This window comes from uncultured Muribaculum sp., from assembly GCF_910583865.1.
Taxonomy (GTDB): Bacteria; Bacteroidota; Bacteroidia; order Bacteroidales; family Muribaculaceae; genus Muribaculum.
Map to the genome: position 1 here is coordinate 29933 of NZ_CAJTYX010000001.1, position 21450 is coordinate 51382.

Below are 21450 nucleotides of genomic sequence, written 5' to 3' on the forward strand. Positions count from 1 at the left end.
ATTATATCGCCTGCATGGCGAGGATTGATTGGAGAATCGTCACAGCCTCTTCGACGGTAGGTACGTCAGCGATTAGCATACTGCGCTTTTCACCTTTCTGGCGCAACTGCGCACGGCGAGGATTGGCCTGCAAATAACTCAAGCACCGTCCGAACATGGGTGACTGATAGTAGGCGCGGTTACTCTCGTCGACGAAGTAGAGGTACATGCGACCCTGCTTGAGCATTACGCGCTCTATGCCGAGGCTTTGCGCAAGACGACGCAGGCGCGGGATGCGCAACAGTTCGGCGGCTTCGCGCGGAATCTTGCCGAAACGGTCCTCCAGACGCAGCTTGAACTGCTGCAGGTCAAGCTCGCGCTCGATACCGTCAAGTTCCTTGTAGAGGGATATTCGCTCGCTCTCCTGAGGCACATAGTCGGGCGGAAGCAGAAGTTCAAGGTCGCTTTCTACGGTGCAGTCGGCTACAAACTCATCGGCGTTGTCGGCATCCTTGGCCGATTCGGGCGACGCGAGCACATCGGCGAACTCCTGAGTTTTAAGTTCAAGGACCGCCTCACGCAGGATGCGCTGGTAAGTCTCGTAGCCGAGATCGGCGATGAAACCGGACTGTTCCGCACCAAGAAGATTGCCGGCACCGCGTATGTCGAGATCCTGCATGGCTATGTGTATGCCGCTGCCAAGCTCGCTGAAGCTCTCGATGGCCTGCAGACGACGACGTGCTACGGGCGTAAGCGGATTGCCCGGAGGCACGAACAAGTAGCAGAACGCCTTGCGCGACGAGCGCCCGACCCTGCCACGAAGCTGATGCAGCTCGCTGAGGCCGAAATTCTGGGCATTGTTGATGATTATAGTGTTGACATTCGGCATGTCTATGCCGCTCTCGATGATGGTGGTGGCAAGGAGCACGTCGTAGTCGTGGTTGGCAAAGTCTATGATGGCCTTTTCGAGCTTCTCCGGCGGCATCTGCCCGTGGGCCACTATGGTGCGTGCGTCGGGTACGAGACGGTGGATCATCTTCTCCATCTCGTAAAGGCCCTCTATGCGCGGATTGACGAAGAACACCTGGCCGCCGCGCGACATCTCGAAGTTGACGGCCTCGCTTATGGTGTCATCCCCCATCACACCTACGGTAGTGAGTATGGGGTAGCGGTTGGCCGGAGGAGTGGTTATGGCGGAAAGGTCGCGTGCGCCCATGAGGGAGAACTGCAACGTGCGCGGTATCGGGGTGGCCGACATGGTGAGTGTGTCGACATTCACCTTGAGTTGCTTCAAACGTTCCTTTACAGCGACACCGAATTTCTGCTCCTCATCGACAATCAGTAGTCCGAGATCCTTGAACTTGACCGATTTGCCTATCATCTTGTGAGTGCCGACGAGTATGTCGATCTTACCCTCGGCGAGGTCGGCGAGAATCTGCTTGGTCTCCTTGGCCGTGCGGGCACGCGACAGGTAGTCGACGCGCACGGGGAATTCCTTAAGTCTCTCGGAGAATGTGTTGAAGTGCTGATAAGCGAGGACTGTAGTGGGCACGAGCACTGCGGTCTGCTTGCCGTCGGTGGCGGCCTTGAAGGCGGCACGTATGGCAATCTCAGTCTTTCCGAAGCCCACATCGCCGCATATCAGGCGGTCCATTGGCCGGGGCGACTCCATGTCGTGCTTCACTGCCTGCGTGGCGGTGAGCTGATCGGGAGTATCCTCGTATATAAACGATGCCTCAAGCTCGTTCTGGAGATACGAGTCGGGCGAGAAGGCAAAACCTTTCTCATCCTTTCGTGCGGCGTATAGCTTTATGAGGTCGCGTGCGATGTCCTTCAGCTTGCTCTTGGTTCGCTCCTTCATCTTGCCCCATGCTCCGGAACCGAGGCGGTTTATGCGCGGCTCGACACCCTCCTTGCCACGGTATTTGGCGAGCTTATGGAGGGAGTGTATGCTGACCAGGAGCAGGTCGTTGTTGAGGTATACTAGCTTGATCATCTCCTGCATGCGGCCGTTGACCTCGGTGCGGATAAGTCCGCCGAACTTGCCAACGCCATGATCCACATGCACTATGTAGTCACCGACCTCGATCTGGCCCAGCTCCTTGAGCGACAGGGCGAGCTTACCGGAGCGCGCACGGTCACTGCGCAGACTGTATTTGTGGAAACGGTCGAAAATCTGATGGTCGGTAAATACACAAATCTTGGTGCGATGGTCTACGAATCCCTCATGGACGGTGGAGATGACCGGGGTAAAGCGGATACCGTCATCGCCACGGTCTGCGAATATGGCACGCAGACGCTCGATTTGCTTCTCGCTGTCGGAAAGCACGTATATGGTGTAGCCGTCGGCGATGAATCGCGAGAATGAGTCGGAGATGAGGTCGAAATTCTTGTGATAGATGCCCTGCGGCGTGCAACCGAAGCGTATTACTGGCGCGTCGGGGAAGTCAGAGTCAGTAGGAGTATCGGCAGCGGCTGTAAAACGCATCTGCTTCATGCCGGCGATGGTTGAGGCAAAGCTGCCGGGGTCGACAATCTGGCGCAGTGCATCGGCCTCACCCTCGTCGGCCAATGTGGCGTTGGTGCTGAACGAGTCGGAGGCAACAGCGCGGACGCGCTCCACAGTGTAGGCCACGTCGCGTGCCCAAAGTACGGTGTCACGCCCGGCGAAGTCGAGAAACGACACTGACGAGGCCGCAGCACGTGGAGCCACATCGGCGGTGATTGAGACTTCGGACAGATTGCGTTCCGAGAGCTGCGTCTCGACGTTGAATGTACGTATGGTCTCAATCTCGTCACCGAAGAAGTCGAGACGGAAAGGTTGCTCGGAGCTATAGCCGAATATGTCAAGGATGGAACCTCTGATAGCGAACGTGCCGGGCTCGTAGACATAATCGACCTCCTTGAAGCCATTATCACGAAGCCAGCGGGCGGTGTCGGTGAGATCGGACGGACGATCCTTGCGAAGGGTGAGCGTGCTGCTCTCCACCTCGGCACGGTCAGCCACCTTCTCGGCCAGAGCCTCGGGATAGGTGACGACGTAGCGAAGCGCCGGATCGGTTTCCCAGCGGTTGAGCACCTCGGTGCGCATGATCTGCGATGGAGGATCGACCTGTCCGTACTTGATGGCGCGCTTGTAGCCGCTCGGCAACATAAGCACGGCCTCTTCACCGAGGGTACGGGAGAGGTCGTGGTAGAGATAACCGGCATCGTCGAGCGAGTCTCCAATGACGATCATGGGTTTACGGGGACGGTCTTTTGCGAGGATGGCGGCAGCGGCCATGACCATCGGAGCCGACGAGCCGGCGAGGCCGTTGAGACGGCACACGCGCATGGAGGAATCGTCAAGTGCGCTGTCGAGAGCTTTCCGCCTGGAAGGGGTGAGAATGCGCGCGCAGAGCTGTGTGAGATCCATTTATTTCTTCAAACTTTTTACTTTTTCTTGCTTGCCGGGGGCAAGTATCTGCTTGTAGCGCAAAGGAGTTGAGAGGATGTTGCGGGCCGAATCGACGGCATTGTCATGGCGCAGCGACTGAGCCACCTGGCCGCGCTGGTAGTAATAGCGTTTGACAAGCTCCGAGGCAAGTATGTCGTCGATATCGCGGCGGTTGTTGTCAAGGTCGTGACTGAGATCATGTCGTAGAAGCCCCTCGAGTATATCGAGCTGGCGGCGCGTGGAGTCGGTCATGTAGCCTTCGGTCTCGGCAGCCTTGCGCAGATTCTGCACCATCTGCTCGCACACCTTGTCATATTGGAACTTGGCAGGATCGATGAATGCCTTGAACTCGTTGAATATAGTGTCGGTGACATCGAACTGTTCCGGTGCAGGAATAGTAGGATGTGTCGCGGCATAACGCGTAGCGAAGTCAAACGCCCAATGATCGCTTACAATATTATATGTAAGGCGGTTGATTTCGGGATATTCGACCTTTATGTCAGGGGTGATGCCACCGCCGTCGCGTACGATACGTCCATGGCGTGTGGAAAACTCGTTGGTGAGAGAATCCGGCGTGCGGGCCACCGATCCGTCAGGATTACGGCGCGAATAGTCGATGGCCTGGATAAGACGCCCGCTCGGCAGGTAATATTTGCCGGTTGTGACCTTGAACATGCCGTCGTAAGGTAGAGGACGCGTTCCCTGCACGAGGCCTTTGCCGAATGAACGGCTGCCGACAATAACCGCGCGGTCGATGTCCTGCAACGCTCCGGCGGTAATCTCGGAAGCAGAAGCCGACGAGCCGTCGATGAGCACAACGAGCGGAAGCTCGGTGTCAATGGGCGAGGAGGTGGTCTTGTAGACCTTCTCATTTAGAAGCCCCTTGCCACGGGTGCGTATCACCTCGGTATTCTTCGGCACGAAATAGCTCACGATCTTCACAGCAGCCTCAAGCAATCCGCCAGGATTGCCGCGCAGATCAAGGATGAGCGATTTCATCATCTGATTCTTCTTAAGTTCCAGCAAGGCGTCTCTTACATCGGAGGCCGACTTGTCGGTGAACTGCGACAGGTAGATATAGCCGATATTGTCGGTGGCCATGCCATAGTAGGGCACGGAGGGGAGTTGAATCTTGCTGCGCACGAGGTCGAACCTGAGGATAGAATCGGCTCCATTGTAAGGGCGCTTTACTGTGACGGTCAGAGGCGTGCCGGCCTCACCCTTGAGGCGCTTGCTCACCTTGTCGTTATGCCATGTCAGTGCTGTGTCGGTATCGATGGCCACAATCAAGTCGCCGGCCTTAAGTCCCGCCTTCTGCGAAGGAGTGCCCTCGTAAGGCTCGGAGATGAACACACCTCTGCCGGGTATCTCGGTGATGACTGCACCGATACCGCCATACTCGCCGGAAGTCATCATGGCGAGATCCTCCTGCTCAGAAGCGGGATAATACTCAGTGTAGGGATCGATGGTGTTGAGCATCGCTGATATGGCGGTGTTGACCGACTTTTCGGCATCGATGGTGTCGACGTAGTTGGTCTGCAACTCCTTGAAAACGGAGGTGAATATGTCGATGCTTCGCGTGATGTCGGTTTTCGGGCTGCGGGTGTCGGCCGAAGCGGCTGCTATTACCAAAGCGGTTGCCAAACAACCAGTTGCGAGCCGGTTGAAACGATATTTACGTGGAGAAAACTTCATTCGAGGCAAAATTGAGGTGCTAAGTTACTTATTTTATTTCAGAGAACGCTTCTTTTATTACAGAGATTGCTTCCCTCTCCCAATAATTATAACACTTTACACACGGTTTTGTCAAAATACAGCCACATAATATTATCAACGTGGCCGACCTCACGGCCGGCCACGTTGGCTGTCAAACATTATTATGGTCTTTTCACCTTGTCATTATAATCAGTGGATTTACTGTCATTTGCCGGAGGTGCACTCCTTAACTCTCAGTATATCGTTGAGGAGGTCACCCGTGTCACATCCGGCCTGCTCCATCTCCAGCGATGCCCACACGAATGGACCGACGGCCTTTGCGTCGTTGTCGCGTACAGGTTCAGATATATAGTAGTCGAACGAGCCGTCGCGCCTGCGGTTCTCCTTGACTTTGGGAGCGGCCTTGCGGACGGCGGGGCTTACACCCGGACCAAGACCGGCCACAGCGCAGCAATCGGTGATTGACAGCGTCATGTCGGGATTGACCTTCAGAAATCGCTCAACAATGCCATTGTAGGCCCTGCGTGCGGGTTCCATGAAACGCGCGTCGACGTATCCCTTTCGCACGCCTTTGAGCATCGAATAAGCCATCATGGCCGAGCAGGTCGACTCAAGATAGTTGCCGTCGCGTCCAGGCTGGTCCATCACCTGCCACCACACTCCACTTGTCTTGTCCTGCCATCGCACCACGCCGTCAAGCGTGCGTGTCAGCAGGTCGGCCACTTCGCCGCGCCGGGAGTAATCGACAGGAAGAGCGTCAAGAATCTCTACCAACGCCATCACATACCATCCCTGGGCGCGTCCCCAGCAATGCTGCGAAAGACCGGTAGTGTCATTGCTCCAGAACATGTCGCGATTCTCATCCCACGCGTGCCGGTTAAGCCCGGTGGCCGTATCGAGAGTGCGCTCGTAGGTCTTTTTAAGCTGGTCGACCGCATCATCATACACTGCCTTACGTTTCTTTTCAGGAAGCATTCCGGCTGTCTTTACCCTGAACGGCAAACCCATGAATATACCGTCGAGCCATACCTGGTAGGCATACATGGCCTTGTGCCAGTAAACGCCTTCCTTGGTGCGAGGCTGCTTGTCGAGTTGCATCTGAAGGGTCTTTATCGCCATCAGATTCTTATCTTCGGGGAAATGCTCCTGCATGGCCGCCACGAAATGGCCTGTGCGCACGTTGTCGAGGTTATAGTCGAGCAGATTGTAGCCGCGTATCGAGCCGTCGTCACCAATCATCGTGTCGGTGTAACTCTTGCAATAGTCGCGTATGCTCTCGTCACCATAGCGCAGATATGTGTCGAGCATAGCCTCAAGCTCTATACCCATCACATAGCTCCACTTCGGTTTCTTGGAGAAGTCCAGAAGCCAGCTCTGCGGCACACGCTGCATCTCCGACCTCGTGAGCCAGTGGCTCAGATGGCGGTAAGGTGTCTCGCTAAGGCATGGCTTGCCATTGAGTGTCGTGTTCCGGAAATTCACGTCGCCAACCTTCCCGGTAATCTTGTTGCGCTCCGCCACACCCTCAAAACGGCAGTTGTCCACATTTATATTATATACGTTGGCCACCGAATCGAGCGAGTTAAGCAATATGCCGTAACGGCTCTTGTTGCAGGTGACATTGTCGAGATACACATTGCGCACCGTAGGCAGATATCCTCGGCAGCATATCTCCCTCGGCTCATAATCGAGATTGATGCGCATCACCGATTCCTTGCACTGTCCTACTTCTATGTTGCGGGCGTAGATATTCTCAATCACACCCCCACGGCATGTATTGGTCTTTATGCGTATCACGCGGTCGAGGCTTGGACTGTCCATCGTGCAGTTTTCCGCAAACACATTGCGGCAACCTCCCGAAATCTCGCTCCCGATCACGACGCCACCGTGGCCGTTTTCCATGCGGCAGCCACGTATGATTATGTTTTCCGACGGACGGCCCCACTGCCTTCCGTCATTATTGCGTCCGCTCTTTATGGCTATGCAGTCGTCACCGGTGTTGAAGAAGCAGTTTTCGATTACAACTCCGTCACACGACTCCGGATCGCAGCCGTCGCCGTTAGGCCCGTCATTGTTGATATGGACACCGCTCACTGTCACGTTCTTCGACAGAAGCGGATGTATCACCCAGAAAGGGGAACGCAGCAGAGTCACGTCCTCGATGAGTACACCGTCACACTGGTTGAAATTGACAAGCTGCGGACGCAGGCACTCAGCCGCGCTGAAACGCCGCTCGTCCATCCCCACACCATCTTCGGCGAGACGTAGCAGTCGAGGACGGGCATTGTCATCCTGCTGACGGGGCATCCCCTCTTTCCAGCCGAAGCGCTCCTTCCCGCACCATGGCCACCAATGTTCATTATCGGCTCCGCCGTCAATCGTGCCCTTGCCGGTAATTCCCACATTGGATGCCTGAAAGGCATAGATGCATGGAGAAAGATTCCAACAGTCGAGCCCCTCCCAACGAGTGGGAACTATCGGATAAAGTTCGGGACGGAACACAAAGAGCAGCGTGGCCCCTTCGTCTACCCTAAGGTTGACACCGGAAAGCAGGCGTATTGCTCCGGTCTCGTACACTCCCGGCGAAACCACCACCGTGCCGCCGCCGGCCTTGTGGCAAGCTTCGATGGCCTTGTTGATGGCTTTCTGGTTCTTCTCCGGCTTTGCCGCAGGCTTGGCGCCGTACTTGTCTATGTGGAATGTCTTTTCAGGAAATACAGGACGCTGCACGGCATCCTCGATGCGCTTATAGTCGGTGTCCCAGCCCGAGCCGAATGTCAGCAACGGCAACAGCAGGCACGCTATATGCAATAGGCATTTTTTCATGTCGGTCTATGCTATTTATGGATATTAGATGATGTGATGTCTGTGCAAACTTAATAATTAATTCTTGGAAATTTCATATATTTGCAGCCGTAACATGGCTATGTGAAAACTATTACACCCAAATTCGCCAATTAATATCCATAACAGAGACTCATGACAAACACCTTGCGTCCAATCATCACGGTTGCGGCCATGCAAATCGCCGTCGCCGCCTGTGGGGCATCACTCGACGTGACAGTCGCCAACCCCTCGTCCGCACCACGCTCCGCTGTAGGAGTGGCAATACCGGTAAAAGACATGTTCCCGGGAAAATCGCGCCATCTCGCCTCGGTAAACATCGAAGGACATCCTATCCCATGGCAACTCGACGACCTCGACGGAGACGGCATGCCCGACGAACTTGCCTTTACCGTCGACATACCTGCATCATCCGAAGTGTCGGCGACAGTGACCGTCGGGGAGGGTACAGACGGCTCGGAGTTCACCCCGGCTACATGGGCCGGACTCCGCCTGCGCGACACACCAAAGCGCTATCCCCACGTCGATAGCGTGACGTTTCCCGGAAGCGATATCCCGCGCCACACCTACGACGCCATCTACGGCCACGGCGTGATGCTCGAAGGTTCCCACGGAGGCATACGCGTCTACGCCGACAACCGACAGAGCGTTGACCTCTACGGCAAGTCATCCCCACGTCTCGAACTCGCCGAGACTGCTTTCTACACCGATTCTGCCCGCGAGGCAGAAGGCTACGGCTGCGATATTCTCTGGGCAGGAAATTCCATCGGTGCGGGATCGTTTCGCGCCGTAGCCACCGACGGCACTCTTGTCGCCATGGACACCATCGGCTCGCGCACACAACGAGTAGTGTCCTCAGGCCCTGTCCGCTCCATAGTAGAGGTAATCACGCCCGGATGGAAAGTCGGCGACTCACTCTACGACATGACGCAACGCTATACGCTATGGGCAGGCCGTCGCGACGTGGCCGTGGACATAACGGGCCTCTGTGGAGCGCCCGAGGCAGCGTTTGCTACCGGAGTGCTAAAGCTCACGTCTGCAAACGACTATGGCAATGGATTCATTTCGAGTCGCGGACAAGCCATATCTACAGGGGAAAATATACCGGACAAGAAGCATCCCGAAAAAACCGAGACGCTCGCTGTAGGCGTGGCAACACGCAGCTCCGCGGTAGCATCCGTCAGAGAGGATTCCCTCGACTACATTCTAATTCTTAATCCTGACATATCCGGGCGCATATCCTACTCAATAGCATTCGCATCGGCAAAGGAGAACGGTGCTCCGGTAAAACTTGCCGACTGGCAGCGCTACATGGACTTACTATCCTCGGAAATCGAGACACCATGCACGGTAAGCATATCCGTCAAAGCCCCAGCCGACACAATAACCATCTTCACCATCGGCGACTCAACTATGGCCGACAAGGATCTGCGCAACGAAAACCAGGAGCGCGGATGGGGACAGATGCTGCCGTTGCTTGTCGACGGGCCTGTCAAGGTCGACAACCATGCCGTCAACGGACGCAGCTCCAAGAGCTTCATCGACGAAGGGCGCTGGGACAAAGTCATCAACAAGATGAAAGCCGGCGACTACCTCGTAATCCAGTTCGGGCATAACGACGAGAAGGCATATAACCCGTCGCTCTATACCGTACCCGGCTCTACATTCGATGAAAACCTACGCCGCTACGTAAGAGAGACACTCGCCAAAGGAGCCACCCCGATACTGATGAATTCAATAGTGCGGCGCAACTTCCCCGCTCCGGGCGACTCCACTGTTGTAGTGCCGGACTCACTGAAGAAAGGCTATCATCCCGAAGCCTACGCCCGCGAAGGAATGTTACTCTCAGACACCCACGGTGCATACCTCGATCCGCCGCGCCGCGTGGCCGACGAGATGGGCATCCCATTCATCGACATGAACGCAATCACCCACAATGCCATACAGGCGCTTGGACGCGATGCCTCGCGCGAGTACTTCATGTGGATACTCCCCGACCGATACAAGTTCTGCCAGGAAGGCAAGATAGACAACACACACCTGAATGTCAAAGGCGCCACGTTCATCGCTACCCTCGCGGCACAGGCCCTTGCCGACCGCATTCCGCTCCTGCGCCCATACATCACCGTAGCCCGAAAGAAATAGGTATTTGATCAAAAAACATTTGTAACGGAGAGCACAGAGATGAAAGCCATCCTATAACTTTTCATCTCCGTGCTCTTCGTGTGCTCCGTACGTTTTTTTACTAATCCATACGTCTTATTCCATATCCTCAGGCATAAAATGCTGATAAGGATGATCGCATCCGGGACATGCTTTCGGAGGTTCCTTGCCTACGAACTCATAGCCGCAAACAAGACACTTCCATGTGATGGGTTTCTCACGTTTCCAAAGTGTACCGGCCTTGATACGGTCGAGATACTTCTGGAAGCGCTCCATATGGTGCTTCTCCACCGAAGCTATGGCGGTGAAATGCTCTGCTATTTCAGAGAAGCCCTCCTCTTTGGCAGTCGCGGCCGCGGCAAGATAAGTCTTGACTGCCTCGTCGCCTTCCTCATGGATAGAGATTTCCAGATTGGTGATCGTGTCCTTAGCCGGGATGGCATCGACCGGAATATTGCAGTTGAGCGTGCCACCCTCAAGCATCTTCAGGTAGACCTTGGCATGATGCAGCTCGTTGTCGGCGGTTTCCGTGAATACTTCCTGCAAAGGAAAATAATTTTCCTTACCGGCCTGCTTGGCATAGAACATATAGCGCGCGTAAGCCTGTGTCTCGCTTATATAAGCATCGACGATATTTTGCTCCGTCTTTGTACCCTTGATACTTTTCGGAGCCTTTTCCGATTTGCTCATAGTTATACTGTATTTTGGTTGTTCTTGTAATCATAAATAACAACACCGTTAGCCCTGGAAAAGTTGAAGCGATGCCGAAATCAATCGACACCGCTTCATGATAAAATTATTAAAACAATAACGTTTATTTAATCACTATCTTCTTATATTTAGGAACAAGCAACTTCATGATGCACCATCCTACAAGGTAAGATACACCGCAGATACAGAACACTATGAAGTAGCCTGCCGGCTTCCCTTCGAAGCCCATGAAGCGCATTCCGGTTTCTCCGGCATAGTCAAACAGACGTCCCGAGCACAGGTTGATGAGGAACGAGCTGACACCTCCTGCCATGCCGCCGACACCGATGATGGTGGCGATGGTACTCTTGGGGAACATGTCGCCCACCACCGAATATATGTTGGCAGACCACGACTGATGAGCCGCTCCTGCTATACCGATGATGATTACAGGCCACCAGTAGGAATAAGCTCCGAGAGGCTGTGCGAAAATGGCCAGCAACGGGAACAAGGCGAAAATGAACATAGCCCTCATGCGTGCCGCATACGGATTCAATCCTGTCTTGTTCATTATGATTGTCGGAAGCTTGCCCCCATATATCGACAACATGGTGATGGCATAAAGCACGAAGATGAGCATCTGGGCCGTGCCGGTGTCTGAGGCGAAACCATAGACGTCGGAGATGTATGCCGGAATCCAGAAGAGGAAGAACCACCACACACCGTCGGTGAAGAACTTGCCGAACACCACGGCCCAAGTCTGCGGGTATTTGAAGCACTGCCAAAAAGGTATCACGTCCTTATTGGTATCCTCTTCCGAAGCCTTCTTCTCGGGAGACTCGTCGGCATGGTTGTCAAGTTCTATGTAAGCAAGCTCGGCCTCGTTGACACGCGGATTCTGAGCGGGCTTCTTGTAGTAGAACATCCACAGTCCCATCCAAACGAAGCCAAGACCGCCTATCACCACAAACGCCATCTCCCAGCCGTTGCCCACACCCATATTCTGGAAGAAACGCGCAAGCGGCGGTATTGACACAGGAGCTGCCAGGGCGCCTACGGTGGCACCGGCGTTGAATATCGCCGTGGCATAAGCGCGGTCACGCTTAGGGAAATACTCTGCGGTCACCTTCACGGCAGCGGGGAAGTTGCCCGACTCGCCCACGGCGAGGACGATGCGCGCCGCAATAAAGTAGTAGACCGACGTGATGGCCACAAGCGATGCCACCGTACCTGTAGCCCCGACCATCTCGGCAGCATTGTGCAGCCCGACAGTGTGCTCCGTGGCCCATCCGCAGAGCGCATGCAGGCACGCACCAGCCGACCACACGCCTATGGCCCACAGATAACCTTTCTTGGTTCCCATCCAGTCGATGAAACGACCCGCGAAAAGGTTTGCCACTGCATACACTATCGAGAAGATGGCAGTGATCACGCCGTAATCGGCATCCGTCCAATGGAATTCCGGAGCTATGAAGTCCTTCCACGTCAGTGAGAGCACCTGACGGTCCATGTAGTTGACAGTAGTGGCCAGGAACAACAGGAAGCATATCACCCAACGGAAGCTCGTCATCTTCCGGGAATATTCATTGTCGATTGTCTGTTTGATTTCCATGCTTCCGACAGGTTAGAATTTGAAATATTCCTTGGCGTTGTTATAGCAGATGTCCTCTATCATCTTGTTGACACGCGCCTCCTCGTAGCCGGTGTACGGCACCTCGCCGTTCTCTATGTCGTTGCCCACGAGATTGCACAACGTGCGGCGGAAATACTCGTGGCGCGGATAGCTCAGGAACGAACGCGAGTCAGTCAGCATGCCCACAAAGCGACTCAGCAGGCCGAGCACGGAAAGGGCGTTCATCTGCTTCTGCATGCCGTCCTTCTGGTCGAGGAACCACCATCCGGAGCCAAATTGTATCTTTCCTGCCACGCTCCCGTCCTGGAAGTTTCCGAGCATGGTGGCTATCACCTCGTTGGCGCAGGGGTTAAGGTTATAGAGGATAGTCTTGGTGAGCTTGTCGCGCGAGTTGAGCGTGTCGAGGAACTTCGACATGGACTTTGCCGTGGTAAACTCACCGATGCTGTCAAATCCAGTGTCAGGACCGAGCAGCTTGAACATCTTTGAATTGTTGTCACGTATAGCCCCGTAGTGGAACTGCTGCGTCCAGCCGGACTCATAATCCATCTCGCCGAACACCACGAGCATGGCGCTCTTGAACTTGTGGATCTCCTCCTTGGTAAGCTCCTTTCCCCCATACACCTTGTTGAATATGCCGTCAATCTCAGGCTGTGTATAGTCGGCGGCATAGAACTCCTCGATACCATGGTCGCTCAGGCGGCATCCCATCGACTCGAAGAAATCATGACGCTTCTGAAGGGCATCGATCATATCCTGGAACGTGGTGATCTCCACGCCACTCACCTCCGCAAGTTTCTCCACATAGGCACGGAATGCCGCAGGATTCTCCACGGCCATAGCCTTGTCGGGACGCCATGTCGGCAGCATCTTGACTTCAAAGCCACTGTCGGCCACAGCCTTGTGGTATTCAAGCGAATCCACCGGATCATCGGTCGTGCACACTGTCTCCACGTTGTAGCGGCGCATAAGTCCGCGGGCGGTCATGGTGGGGTCGTTCTGAAGCTTATCATTGCATGCGTCGAATATCTCGCGGGCGGTCTGCGGATTGAGCAGCTTGTCGATGCCGAAAGCTGTCTTTAGCTCGAGATGCGTCCAGTGGTAAAGCGGGTTACGGAAAGTGTATGGCACTGTCTCGGCCCATTTCTCGAACTTTTCCCAGTCGGTGGTATCAGTACCGGTGCAATAGCGCTCGGCCACGCCGTTCGAACGCATGGCACGCCACTTATAGTGGTCTCCTCCAAGCCATATCTCGGTGATCGAGCTGAATTTATGGTCATCTGCCACCATCTTTGGAATCAGATGGCAATGATAGTCGATGATAGGCATTCCAGCGGCATGCTCATGATAGAGTTTCTGTGCCGTAGGTGTCTGGAGAAGAAAATTCTCATCCATGAAAGGTTTCATAATTATTCGCTTTTTGTGTCTGTCAGATATCAGATTTGACAATTATTCATCAAGAAAGTGCTGATGCGCTTTTTAATCTGTGTCTATGGATAATCTCAAATCTCTATCGGATTTAACGGTTGTTTACTGTATTTATTGCCCAATTGTGCCACTATAAAGTTACGCCGTTCTTGAATATGGCGATCTCCTGATAGCCATGCCGTTCCGAATTCACCTTGCGCCCGGAAGCCACTTCCAGCACGAAGCCGATGAAATCATCGAGCACCTCATCCATCGAACGATCCTCCACGAGAACTCCGGCGTTGAAGTCGATCCATTCCGGCTTGCGACGCGCAAGCGCACTGTTGGTCGAAATCTTGGCCGTAGGGACAAACGTGCCGAACGGTGTGCCCCGTCCGGTGGTGAACAGCACCATCTGGCATCCTGCCGCAGCAAGGGCCGTGGCGGCAACCAAATCGTTGCCGGGAGCAGACAACAGGTTAAGCCCGCTTGTACTCAAGCGCTCGCCATAGGCAAGAACGCCCCTCACAGTGCTCCGGCCTGACTTCTGCGTGCATCCCAACGCTTTCTCCTCAAGCGTGGAGATGCCGCCGGCCTTGTTGCCCGGCGAGGGATTCTCACCCACAGGCTCTCCATGGCTCAGGAAGTACTCCTTGAAGTCGTTGATAAGGTTTATCGTGTCGTGGAGCAATCTTTCGTCGGCACATCGCTCCATAAGTATTGTCTCGGCACCGAACATCTCGGGCACCTCGGTAAGCACGGTCGTGCCTCCCTGGCAGTTGCAGAGATAATCAGACAGTTCCCCGAGCAGAGGATTGGCTGTGATGCCGGAAAAACCGTCGGAGCCGCCGCACTTCAGACCTATGCGCAGCTTCGACGCGGGCTGTACGGTGCGCCTGCACTCGCGTGCATTTCGGTAAAGACCGCGAAGTATCTCCAGGCCGGCCTCAACCTCGTCGCCCTCAACCTCCTGCGACACCATGAACTTCACACGCTCGCGGTCGTAGTCGCCGCAAAATTCCTCGAATAGACGAGGTTGGTTGTTCTCGCATCCAAGACCCACCACAAGTATAGCGCCCGCATTGGGATGACGCACCATGTCGCGAAGTATCTTGCGCGTGTTTTCATGGTCACCCCCGAGCTGCGAGCAACCGTAGTTGTGGGTGAACGCCACGATGTCATCGACACCCTCGCAGCCGGTCTCGCGGCGCAAGGCATCGGCGATACGCTTTACGATGCCGTTGACACAACCGACCGTTGGGATGACCCACACTTCGTTGCGGATACCCACCTGACCGTCGCTTCGCAGGTATCCTTCGAAGGTACGCTCATCGCGGTAGCGGGCAGGACATTCCTTAGAGCCGCCCTTTATCGCGATGCCGGAGTAGTCGAGAGTCCCGGCGAGGTTGGTGGATATGACGTTATGGTCGAGAAACGCCCCCTCGGCCACAGCGTGACGCACATGGCCGATAGGGAAACCGTACTTTATCACGTCCTCACCCTCAGCGATGGGACACAAGGCGAACTTATGCCCGGCGGGGATGTCATCGACAAGGGTGATGTCCCTACCCTCGACTGTCACAATGATGCCACTCGTCAGCGGAGCAATCGCCACGGCTACATTGTCGGCAGGGTTTATTTTTATATACTCTTTCATGGCTACAGTATCTCTTCGACTGTGGCGAGCATCCCCTGCGCTTGTATCTTGTCAAGGAAATCCTTCACCATGGCAGTAAGTCCCGGTATCTTGTTGAGGTCGCCATGCTCTTTCCATATCAGAGCATCGGCACCGAGCACGCCTTCGGCCACTTTGGCCGTGTCGCCCGTGGCCCAGAGCCGTGCAAGCAGATCCATGATGGCCGCATCGTCCTGGGGCTTGATTTCAGCGCCGTCAGCGCGTTGTCCACCCTTGTAGTAAGTGATGATGGCCGCCAGACCGAGCACTATCCCCTTGGGAAGTTCACCCTTACGCTCAAGATATGTCTTTAAGCCGGGCAGGTCGCGGGTCTGGAACTTCGGGAACGCATTGAGCATAATCGATGTCACCTGATGGTCGACGTAGGGGTTGTTGAAGCGTTCAAGCACGTCGGCGCCAAACTTTTCCAGCTCGTCCATCGGCAGGTTGAGAGTCTGCATAAGCTCATCGAACTGCACCTTGTGGATGTATTTCCCGAGCACCGGATGATTGCATGCGTCGCGTACGATATTCACGCCGCTGAGATATGTCACCGGGGACAGCACGGTGTGAGGACCGTTTAGAAGGGTTACTTTACGTTCATGATATGGAGCCTCGGAGTCGGTGATAATCACGTGCAGTCCAGCCTTCTCTGCCGGGAATTCGGCGCGTAGCTCCTCGATGCTCATATTGCAAGGACGCTCAATCACCCAAAGGTGGAAAGCCTCTCCCTGCACCACCACATTGTCGACATAGCCGAGCTTCTGCTGTATGGCGCCGATATCCTTGCGAGGAAAGCCGGGCACAATGCGGTCGACAAGCGTGGCGCATACGTAATTGTATTTCTCAAACCACTCCTTGAAGCCCTCGTAGTCGACACCAAAATCCTCCTTCCAAAGGTCAATATATTTCAGAATGGCATCACGCAGATGGTGGCCGTTCTCGAAAATAAGCTCGCAGGGCATGATGATGAATCCCTTGTCGGGAGCACCATGGAAAGTGGTGTAACGGCGGTATAGAAGTTGTGTCAACCGGCCCGGATAAGCAGAAGCCGGACGGTCGGCAAACTTGCACTCCGGATCAAACACTATGCCGGCCTCGGTGGTGTTGGAGATGACAAATCGCATCTCGGGCTGATCGGCGAGAGCGAGATAAGCGTCGGTCTGTCCGAAAGGATTGACCCCGCGGCTTATCACGTCGACGCGTGTGTAGCTGTCGACAGCCACGCCGTCAAGACGACCCTGGAGATTGACGTGGTACATATAGTCCTGTGCCTGTAGCAGACCCATGGCAAAGCTATCGGGCTGTCCCTGCACCACCACCACCGATGAGTTGAAGTCTGTGCTATCGTTCATGTTCTTGATAATCCAGTCTACAAACGCACGCAGGAAGTTGCCCTCCCCGAACTGAATCACACGCTCGGGTGCATGTGCCTTGGGAGCCGTAAGGCTATTGAGAAATTTCATGATATAATAAGTTTATGTTGTGTTGATTATAGTTTGTTCTGTCTATGGATAATATTGGAAGAGAGGAAAGTGATGTAAAGAGAGCCGCCGCAGGTTACGGAATCCATGCCGGACGCCCGGAGGCGAAAAGCCAAACCGGATCGCATAGACGCTGCGCCTCCGATGGCGAAAGCCTGCTGGCCCACCCTACCCGAGAAGCCTTGTCCGCACCGGGACCGGTGGAACCGAACTCACCGTAGCGTGCGGTCTTTTCATTATCGGGGTTACGCCAATTGTGCCATCCATCAGCCACCACATGACCGCCCATCTCGCAGTCGATGAAATAAGTCGAGGCATATGGACGCCACGGACGCCCGAGATACACACGGTCTATGCCGTCGGCGGCTGTGAGACGGCAACGGTGCATCACATAACCCGTGGCCACAGTATCGGGCGTGGAGGCTGCGGTGATGTAGCTGTTGCGCTTGCTGTGAAGTGTACAGTCGCGGAAAAGAGCGGTGGCAGGTCCGAAAATGAAATCGGTAGTGCCCTCAATGTAGCAGTTGTCAAAAAACAGCCGCGAGCCGCGTCCGCCTGTGAACAGCGTGTCCTGATTGCCACGCAGGCTACAGTTCTCAAACTTAAGCCTGTCACCCTCGGTGTGCAGGGCCACAGCCTGGCCCACCTCTCCGGCGCTGTTCTCAATGGTAAGGTCGCGGAAGGTGATGCCGTTCCCTTCCACCTTGACGGTGTAGGTACGGAATGTGCCCATGTTGTCGAGCGAAGCATAGTCACCCCACGTGATTACCGTGCTGTCAGATCCGGCACCGATAAAATCCACATTTTCTATCCACGCCGGTATCACCAATTTCTCCCGGTAAACTCCGGGGCGGATGTTGACGGTGACACGGTAGTCCATATAGGCGCGTATCCCCTCCATGGCCTCGGTCAGAGTAGCGTAGTCGCCGCTGCCGTCAGCGGCGACGGTTATCTCACGCTTATACTCGGCTCCCGCACATGAGAGGCCGAGCATAAGCATTGATAAAAGTGCGATTATATGTCTGTGATATAACGTCATGACACCTTACTTGGTGATACGGAACCAATCAACGTCGGCACGGCCGCCGTCGTTGGTAGTCTTGGGACGGGTGCAGAAAGTACCTATCTTGGCCCCTATCCACTTACCTTCACGGGCAGTGAAAGGCTTGCCTATATCCTTGTACTTCTTTCCGTCGAGGCTGTAGCTGAAACGGCATACACCGTCGGCCATCTTCACGCGCAGATAGGCCGTGGAGTCAGGAAGCATGACCGAGGCATTCTCAACCTCAGTCTTGCCCTTGTCGGCCTTGAGACATTCGTTTTCGCTCAGTTTGAAGCCTTCGGCAGTCTTTTCAAGGGCGAGCACGGCATAATCGAGTCCCATCACCACAAGACCGGTGCGCTCACCGTCGAAACGCGAGTCGGGAGTCAGAGTCACCTTCATAGTGGCGGTGAATTTCGGGGCCGGTATCTTCTGGAGCAGAAGGTTGGGCACATCCCATAGACTGCGGTAATTGGCACTGACAGGCACGGAATATAGCGACAGCACACCCTTGCCGACATTATTATATGCCCACCATGGCTGCGGATTGCCGTGCCACTGCCACTGTAGTCCGAGATCGAGACTGTCAAACTCGTCGCTCTCCTGCGGTGTGGCCTTAGGATATGTCTTGCCGACGTTAGGCTTCTTGTAGGTGCGAACCGGATCGCCACAGCCGTCGCCATCCTTGTCGACCCCCATCACTGGCCAGTCGTCAATCCAATGCACAGGATTGAGGTGGGCGATGCGTCCGATAGGCCCTACATCCTGGAAATGTATGAACCAGTCCTCGCTGCCATCAGGAGTGTCGACCCAACCACCCTGATGAGGGCCGTTGATGTCGGTGTCGCCCTGTGCGAGCACTACCTTGCGCTCATACGGGCCCCAGGGGCTTTTAGAGCGGAGCACAGTCTCCCATCCGGTAGGTACTCCTCCGGCGGGTGACATTATATAGTAATAGCCGTTGCGTTTGTAAAACTTTGTGCCCTCAATAGTCACATCCTCGTCATGACCGTCATAAACCACCTTGGGATGTCCGATGAGGCTCTCTCCGTCCGGCGACATCTCACAAACGGTAATCATGCTCTTCATGTTGGCGCGGCTTCCTGCCATGCCCCACGACATGTAGGCTTTGCCGTCCTCGTCCCAAAGGGGACAGGTGTCTATCACACCCTTGGTCTTTGCCACGAGCTTGAGCGGTGACCACGGTCCTTTGGGATCTTTGGCCTTCGTCATAAAGATGCCCAAATCGGGATCCCCATAATATATGTAGTATTCGCCGTCGTGATAGCGTATGGAAGGCGCCCAAACAGCATTGCCATGGTTCACACCGTCCTTCACATAGATGGCCTCGTCGGGCATGCGGTCTATTGCATATCCGATGATAGTCCAGTTTACAAGATCATTGGAATGAAGTATCGGAAGTCCGGGCACACAGTTGAAACTCGACGCTGTCATGTAGTAGTCGTTGCCGACGCGTATCACATCGGGATCGGAATAGTCGGCGTAGATGACAGGGTTTCGATAGTTGCCGTTGCCGAGATCGGCCACCCATACCTCGCTCACATACGGAGCGGCCTGAATGGCAAAAGATGTCACGGCACAGCACGCGAGCACTGAGAGGGTTCGGTTCAGTTTCATAAGGTTAAGAATTTCTGTTTATGGCATGGAGGACACGGCACAAACGACGCTTCACGCCTAATGACAGCCGCATCCAGCATCCCAAAGTTAATATAATTATGTTTTAGTACGTAATATGCTATGCTGAATTGTTAATTTTTCACTCTTTTTCTGCCAATTTTCCTTTCCCCATGCGCTCGCGCCAGGCAGGATAACTCTCTTTCAGCACGAAGTCGGGCCACGTGCCGAGATAACGGTAGCGTATCCTACGCGAGGCGTTGAGCGACGGCGCGAATTTGTAGCTCCATCCATCCGGAGCCGCCGACGGAACATCACCGAACATGTAGAGGAAGCGGAACAGATGATGGGGAAGCGAGTCATCATAGATGCTGAATATAGGCTGATGAGCCTTGCCGGGATCGTAGCTTTCTACAGCGTTGCGCCACATCTCGATGCTTATGGTATCGCTCCCGACTGTCAGATGGCGCGGACGGCGGCTTTTCAGTCGCTCGAAGAAGTCAGGGTAGACCTTACGGGCGACATCACCGCCGAGCTGTATGAAGCGGCCCCACATGCGGGCGCTGTCGGAGTCGACCACAACCTCGTCGATACGCTCGCCACGGTCGTTGTACACGAACTCGGGCTTCTTGCCGGAGATGGCAGTGCTTTCGAGAAACGCCACACCATGCTCCACGGCATCTACCACCGCAGCGGAAGGCTCGTCGACCGACATAAGAAACCAAAGGAGCGATGTGCCTTCATCGGCAGAATAGGACGGAAGCTCGTGAGGCCTCCCCTCGGCGGGAAGAAGGGTATAGGGATCATGCTGTGCACACCATAGAGTCTTTACACCATCCTCCGTCACCTGGCAGTCGAGTATGCATTGCAGACCTGCACGGTAAGCCGCCTCGACCTCGACGCGCCATTCGTGAGGAAGTATGGCCGACACCTCTGTGGAGGAATTCATAAGATCACGCAGCAAAAGCATGTTGTTGAGATGCAGATTGTCGTTGAACGTGAAATAGTCGCTATATCCTCCGCGAAGGGGATAGTACTGGGGCCAGCCGCCCGCATGTGCATCAGGAGCCTCGGCATTGGGATACTGAGAATCGAGGATGAAACGCACACCACGTCGTGCGCCGTCGAGATACCGCGCGTCACCGTTAACGCGCCACATGTGCGCGAGGAAACGGATCTCGCTCGTTGTGGCGTCGTTGTCCATGCACCCTTTCTTCGAGGCCTCCCGCGAATTCTTCTCCCCGGCCACGCGGATCTTGTCCTCGTAGCTCATGGGCAGATGCATGGGCACATTCTTGGGCCATCCTCCCGAATCCTTTTGGTAAAGGAGTACGTTGGAAGCCACTTCGCGCGCATCATCGGTGGAATACCATTCCTCGGTCTGGGTACGGCTGAACCGGGTCCATTTCCCCTCGGAGGTGCGAGGCGCTGTGCCCCCGGAAGCGCTGTCGGCAACTATAAGTATAAGAGCCAGGGTAATAGCCCGTGTCAGCGATTTCATAATCGTCATGATGTTTCTTTGATTGAAGGTAGTTTGATGCAGGTTAATGTGAATTGCTTACTGCATCAAAAGTAGTCAAATTCAATGCAAGGCATGGGAAACGACACACTTAATCAGCGCAAGGCAACATTTATTCCCCGTTTTCCGACAATTCGTGGCACTCGGTGACCGCAACCCAACCATTATAAAAGATACGCCTAAGCAACCGTGTACGCGTAAATCCTTCGGACAAGCGCAAGTCTCCA

At 54.8% G+C, this 21450-nt stretch carries 12 protein-coding genes; 1 reads left to right on the forward strand and 11 read right to left on the reverse strand.

The genetic code is table 11. The features are described 5' to 3' along the window. Position 1: 1 nt before the first annotated feature. The 3 genes from mfd to QZ303_RS00115 all read right to left on the reverse strand — a co-directional run bounded on the left by mfd (position 2) and on the right by QZ303_RS00115 (position 7957). Entirely contained in the window at positions 2–3394 is a 3393-nt protein-coding gene (gene mfd / locus QZ303_RS00105) for a transcription-repair coupling factor (RefSeq protein ID WP_295727619.1), read from the reverse strand. Continuing rightward, a complete protein-coding gene (locus tag QZ303_RS00110) occupies positions 3395–5059 on the reverse strand; it encodes a S41 family peptidase (protein ID WP_295727621.1) in 1665 nt (554 codons plus the stop codon). Positions 5060–5335: 276 nt separating this feature from the next. Then, positions 5336–7957 (reverse strand): glycoside hydrolase family 88 protein, encoded by a 2622-nt coding sequence (locus tag QZ303_RS00115; RefSeq protein ID WP_295727623.1) that lies wholly within the window; start codon positions 7955–7957, stop codon positions 5336–5338. A gap of 153 nt (positions 7958–8110) precedes the next feature. On the opposite strand from QZ303_RS00115, the gene QZ303_RS00120 reads away from it, so the two are divergent. Next, the gene (locus QZ303_RS00120; RefSeq protein ID WP_295727626.1) at positions 8111–10120 is read left to right on the forward strand and encodes a DUF4861 family protein; all 2010 of its coding nucleotides are present in this window, start codon (positions 8111–8113) and stop codon (positions 10118–10120) included. Between the two features lie 114 nt (positions 10121–10234). Here the strand turns inward: QZ303_RS00120 and QZ303_RS00125 are convergent, their stop codons facing one another. The 8 genes from QZ303_RS00125 to pelA all read right to left on the reverse strand — a co-directional run bounded on the left by QZ303_RS00125 (position 10235) and on the right by pelA (position 21205). Continuing rightward, on the reverse strand, positions 10235–10828 hold the full coding sequence (locus QZ303_RS00125; protein ID WP_295727628.1) for a ferritin family protein: 594 nt from the start codon (positions 10826–10828) through the stop codon (positions 10235–10237). Positions 10829–10952: 124 nt separating this feature from the next. Continuing rightward, positions 10953–12440 carry an MFS transporter gene (locus QZ303_RS00130; RefSeq protein WP_295727630.1) on the reverse strand — a complete coding sequence of 496 codons (1488 nt, stop codon included), beginning with the start codon at positions 12438–12440 and terminating at the stop codon, positions 10953–10955. A gap of 12 nt (positions 12441–12452) precedes the next feature. Next, on the reverse strand, positions 12453–13868 hold the full coding sequence (uxaC, locus tag QZ303_RS00135; protein WP_295727632.1) for a glucuronate isomerase: 1416 nt from the start codon (positions 13866–13868) through the stop codon (positions 12453–12455). 151 nt (positions 13869–14019) lie between these two features. After that, positions 14020–15525, reverse strand: a complete 1506-nt coding sequence (locus QZ303_RS00140; RefSeq protein WP_295727634.1) for a UxaA family hydrolase — start codon at positions 15523–15525, stop codon at positions 14020–14022. A 2-nt stretch (positions 15526–15527) separates the two neighbouring features. Further along, positions 15528–17009, reverse strand: a complete 1482-nt coding sequence (locus tag QZ303_RS00145; protein WP_295727636.1) for a tagaturonate reductase — start codon at positions 17007–17009, stop codon at positions 15528–15530. A 94-nt stretch (positions 17010–17103) separates the two neighbouring features. Then, positions 17104–18027, reverse strand: coding sequence for a pectinesterase family protein (locus QZ303_RS00150; RefSeq protein WP_295727638.1), 924 nt, complete (start codon positions 18025–18027; stop codon positions 17104–17106). 45 nt (positions 18028–18072) lie between these two features. Then, positions 18073–19707 carry a glycoside hydrolase 43 family protein gene (locus tag QZ303_RS00155; protein WP_295727639.1) on the reverse strand — a complete coding sequence of 545 codons (1635 nt, stop codon included), beginning with the start codon at positions 19705–19707 and terminating at the stop codon, positions 18073–18075. A 139-nt stretch (positions 19708–19846) separates the two neighbouring features. Further along, on the reverse strand, positions 19847–21205 hold the full coding sequence (gene pelA, locus QZ303_RS00160) for a pectate lyase (RefSeq protein ID WP_295727641.1): 1359 nt from the start codon (positions 21203–21205) through the stop codon (positions 19847–19849). Between the last annotated feature and the right edge of the window lie 245 nt (positions 21206–21450).

Bases quoted from the DNA above. Each gene is read 5' to 3' on its own strand.
- QZ303_RS00120 (WP_295727626.1), top strand. From the start codon at position 8,111: ATGACAAACACCTTGCGTCCAATCATCACGGTTGCGGCCATGCAAATC.
- uxaC (WP_295727632.1), bottom strand. From the start codon at position 13,868: ATGAAACCTTTCATGGATGAGAATTTTCTTCTCCAGACACCTACGGCA.
- QZ303_RS00155 (WP_295727639.1), bottom strand. From the start codon at position 19,707: ATGAAACTGAACCGAACCCTCTCAGTGCTCGCGTGCTGTGCCGTGACA.
- mfd (WP_295727619.1), bottom strand. From the start codon at position 3,394: ATGGATCTCACACAGCTCTGCGCGCGCATTCTCACCCCTTCCAGGCGG.
- QZ303_RS00140 (WP_295727634.1), bottom strand. From the start codon at position 15,525: ATGAAAGAGTATATAAAAATAAACCCTGCCGACAATGTAGCCGTGGCG.
- QZ303_RS00150 (WP_295727638.1), bottom strand. From the start codon at position 18,027: ATGCTTATGCTCGGCCTCTCATGTGCGGGAGCCGAGTATAAGCGTGAG.
- QZ303_RS00125 (WP_295727628.1), bottom strand. From the start codon at position 10,828: ATGAGCAAATCGGAAAAGGCTCCGAAAAGTATCAAGGGTACAAAGACG.
- QZ303_RS00145 (WP_295727636.1), bottom strand. From the start codon at position 17,009: ATGAAATTTCTCAATAGCCTTACGGCTCCCAAGGCACATGCACCCGAG.
- QZ303_RS00130 (WP_295727630.1), bottom strand. From the start codon at position 12,440: ATGGAAATCAAACAGACAATCGACAATGAATATTCCCGGAAGATGACG.
- QZ303_RS00115 (WP_295727623.1), bottom strand. From the start codon at position 7,957: ATGAAAAAATGCCTATTGCATATAGCGTGCCTGCTGTTGCCGTTGCTG.
- pelA (WP_295727641.1), bottom strand. From the start codon at position 21,205: ATGAAATCGCTGACACGGGCTATTACCCTGGCTCTTATACTTATAGTT.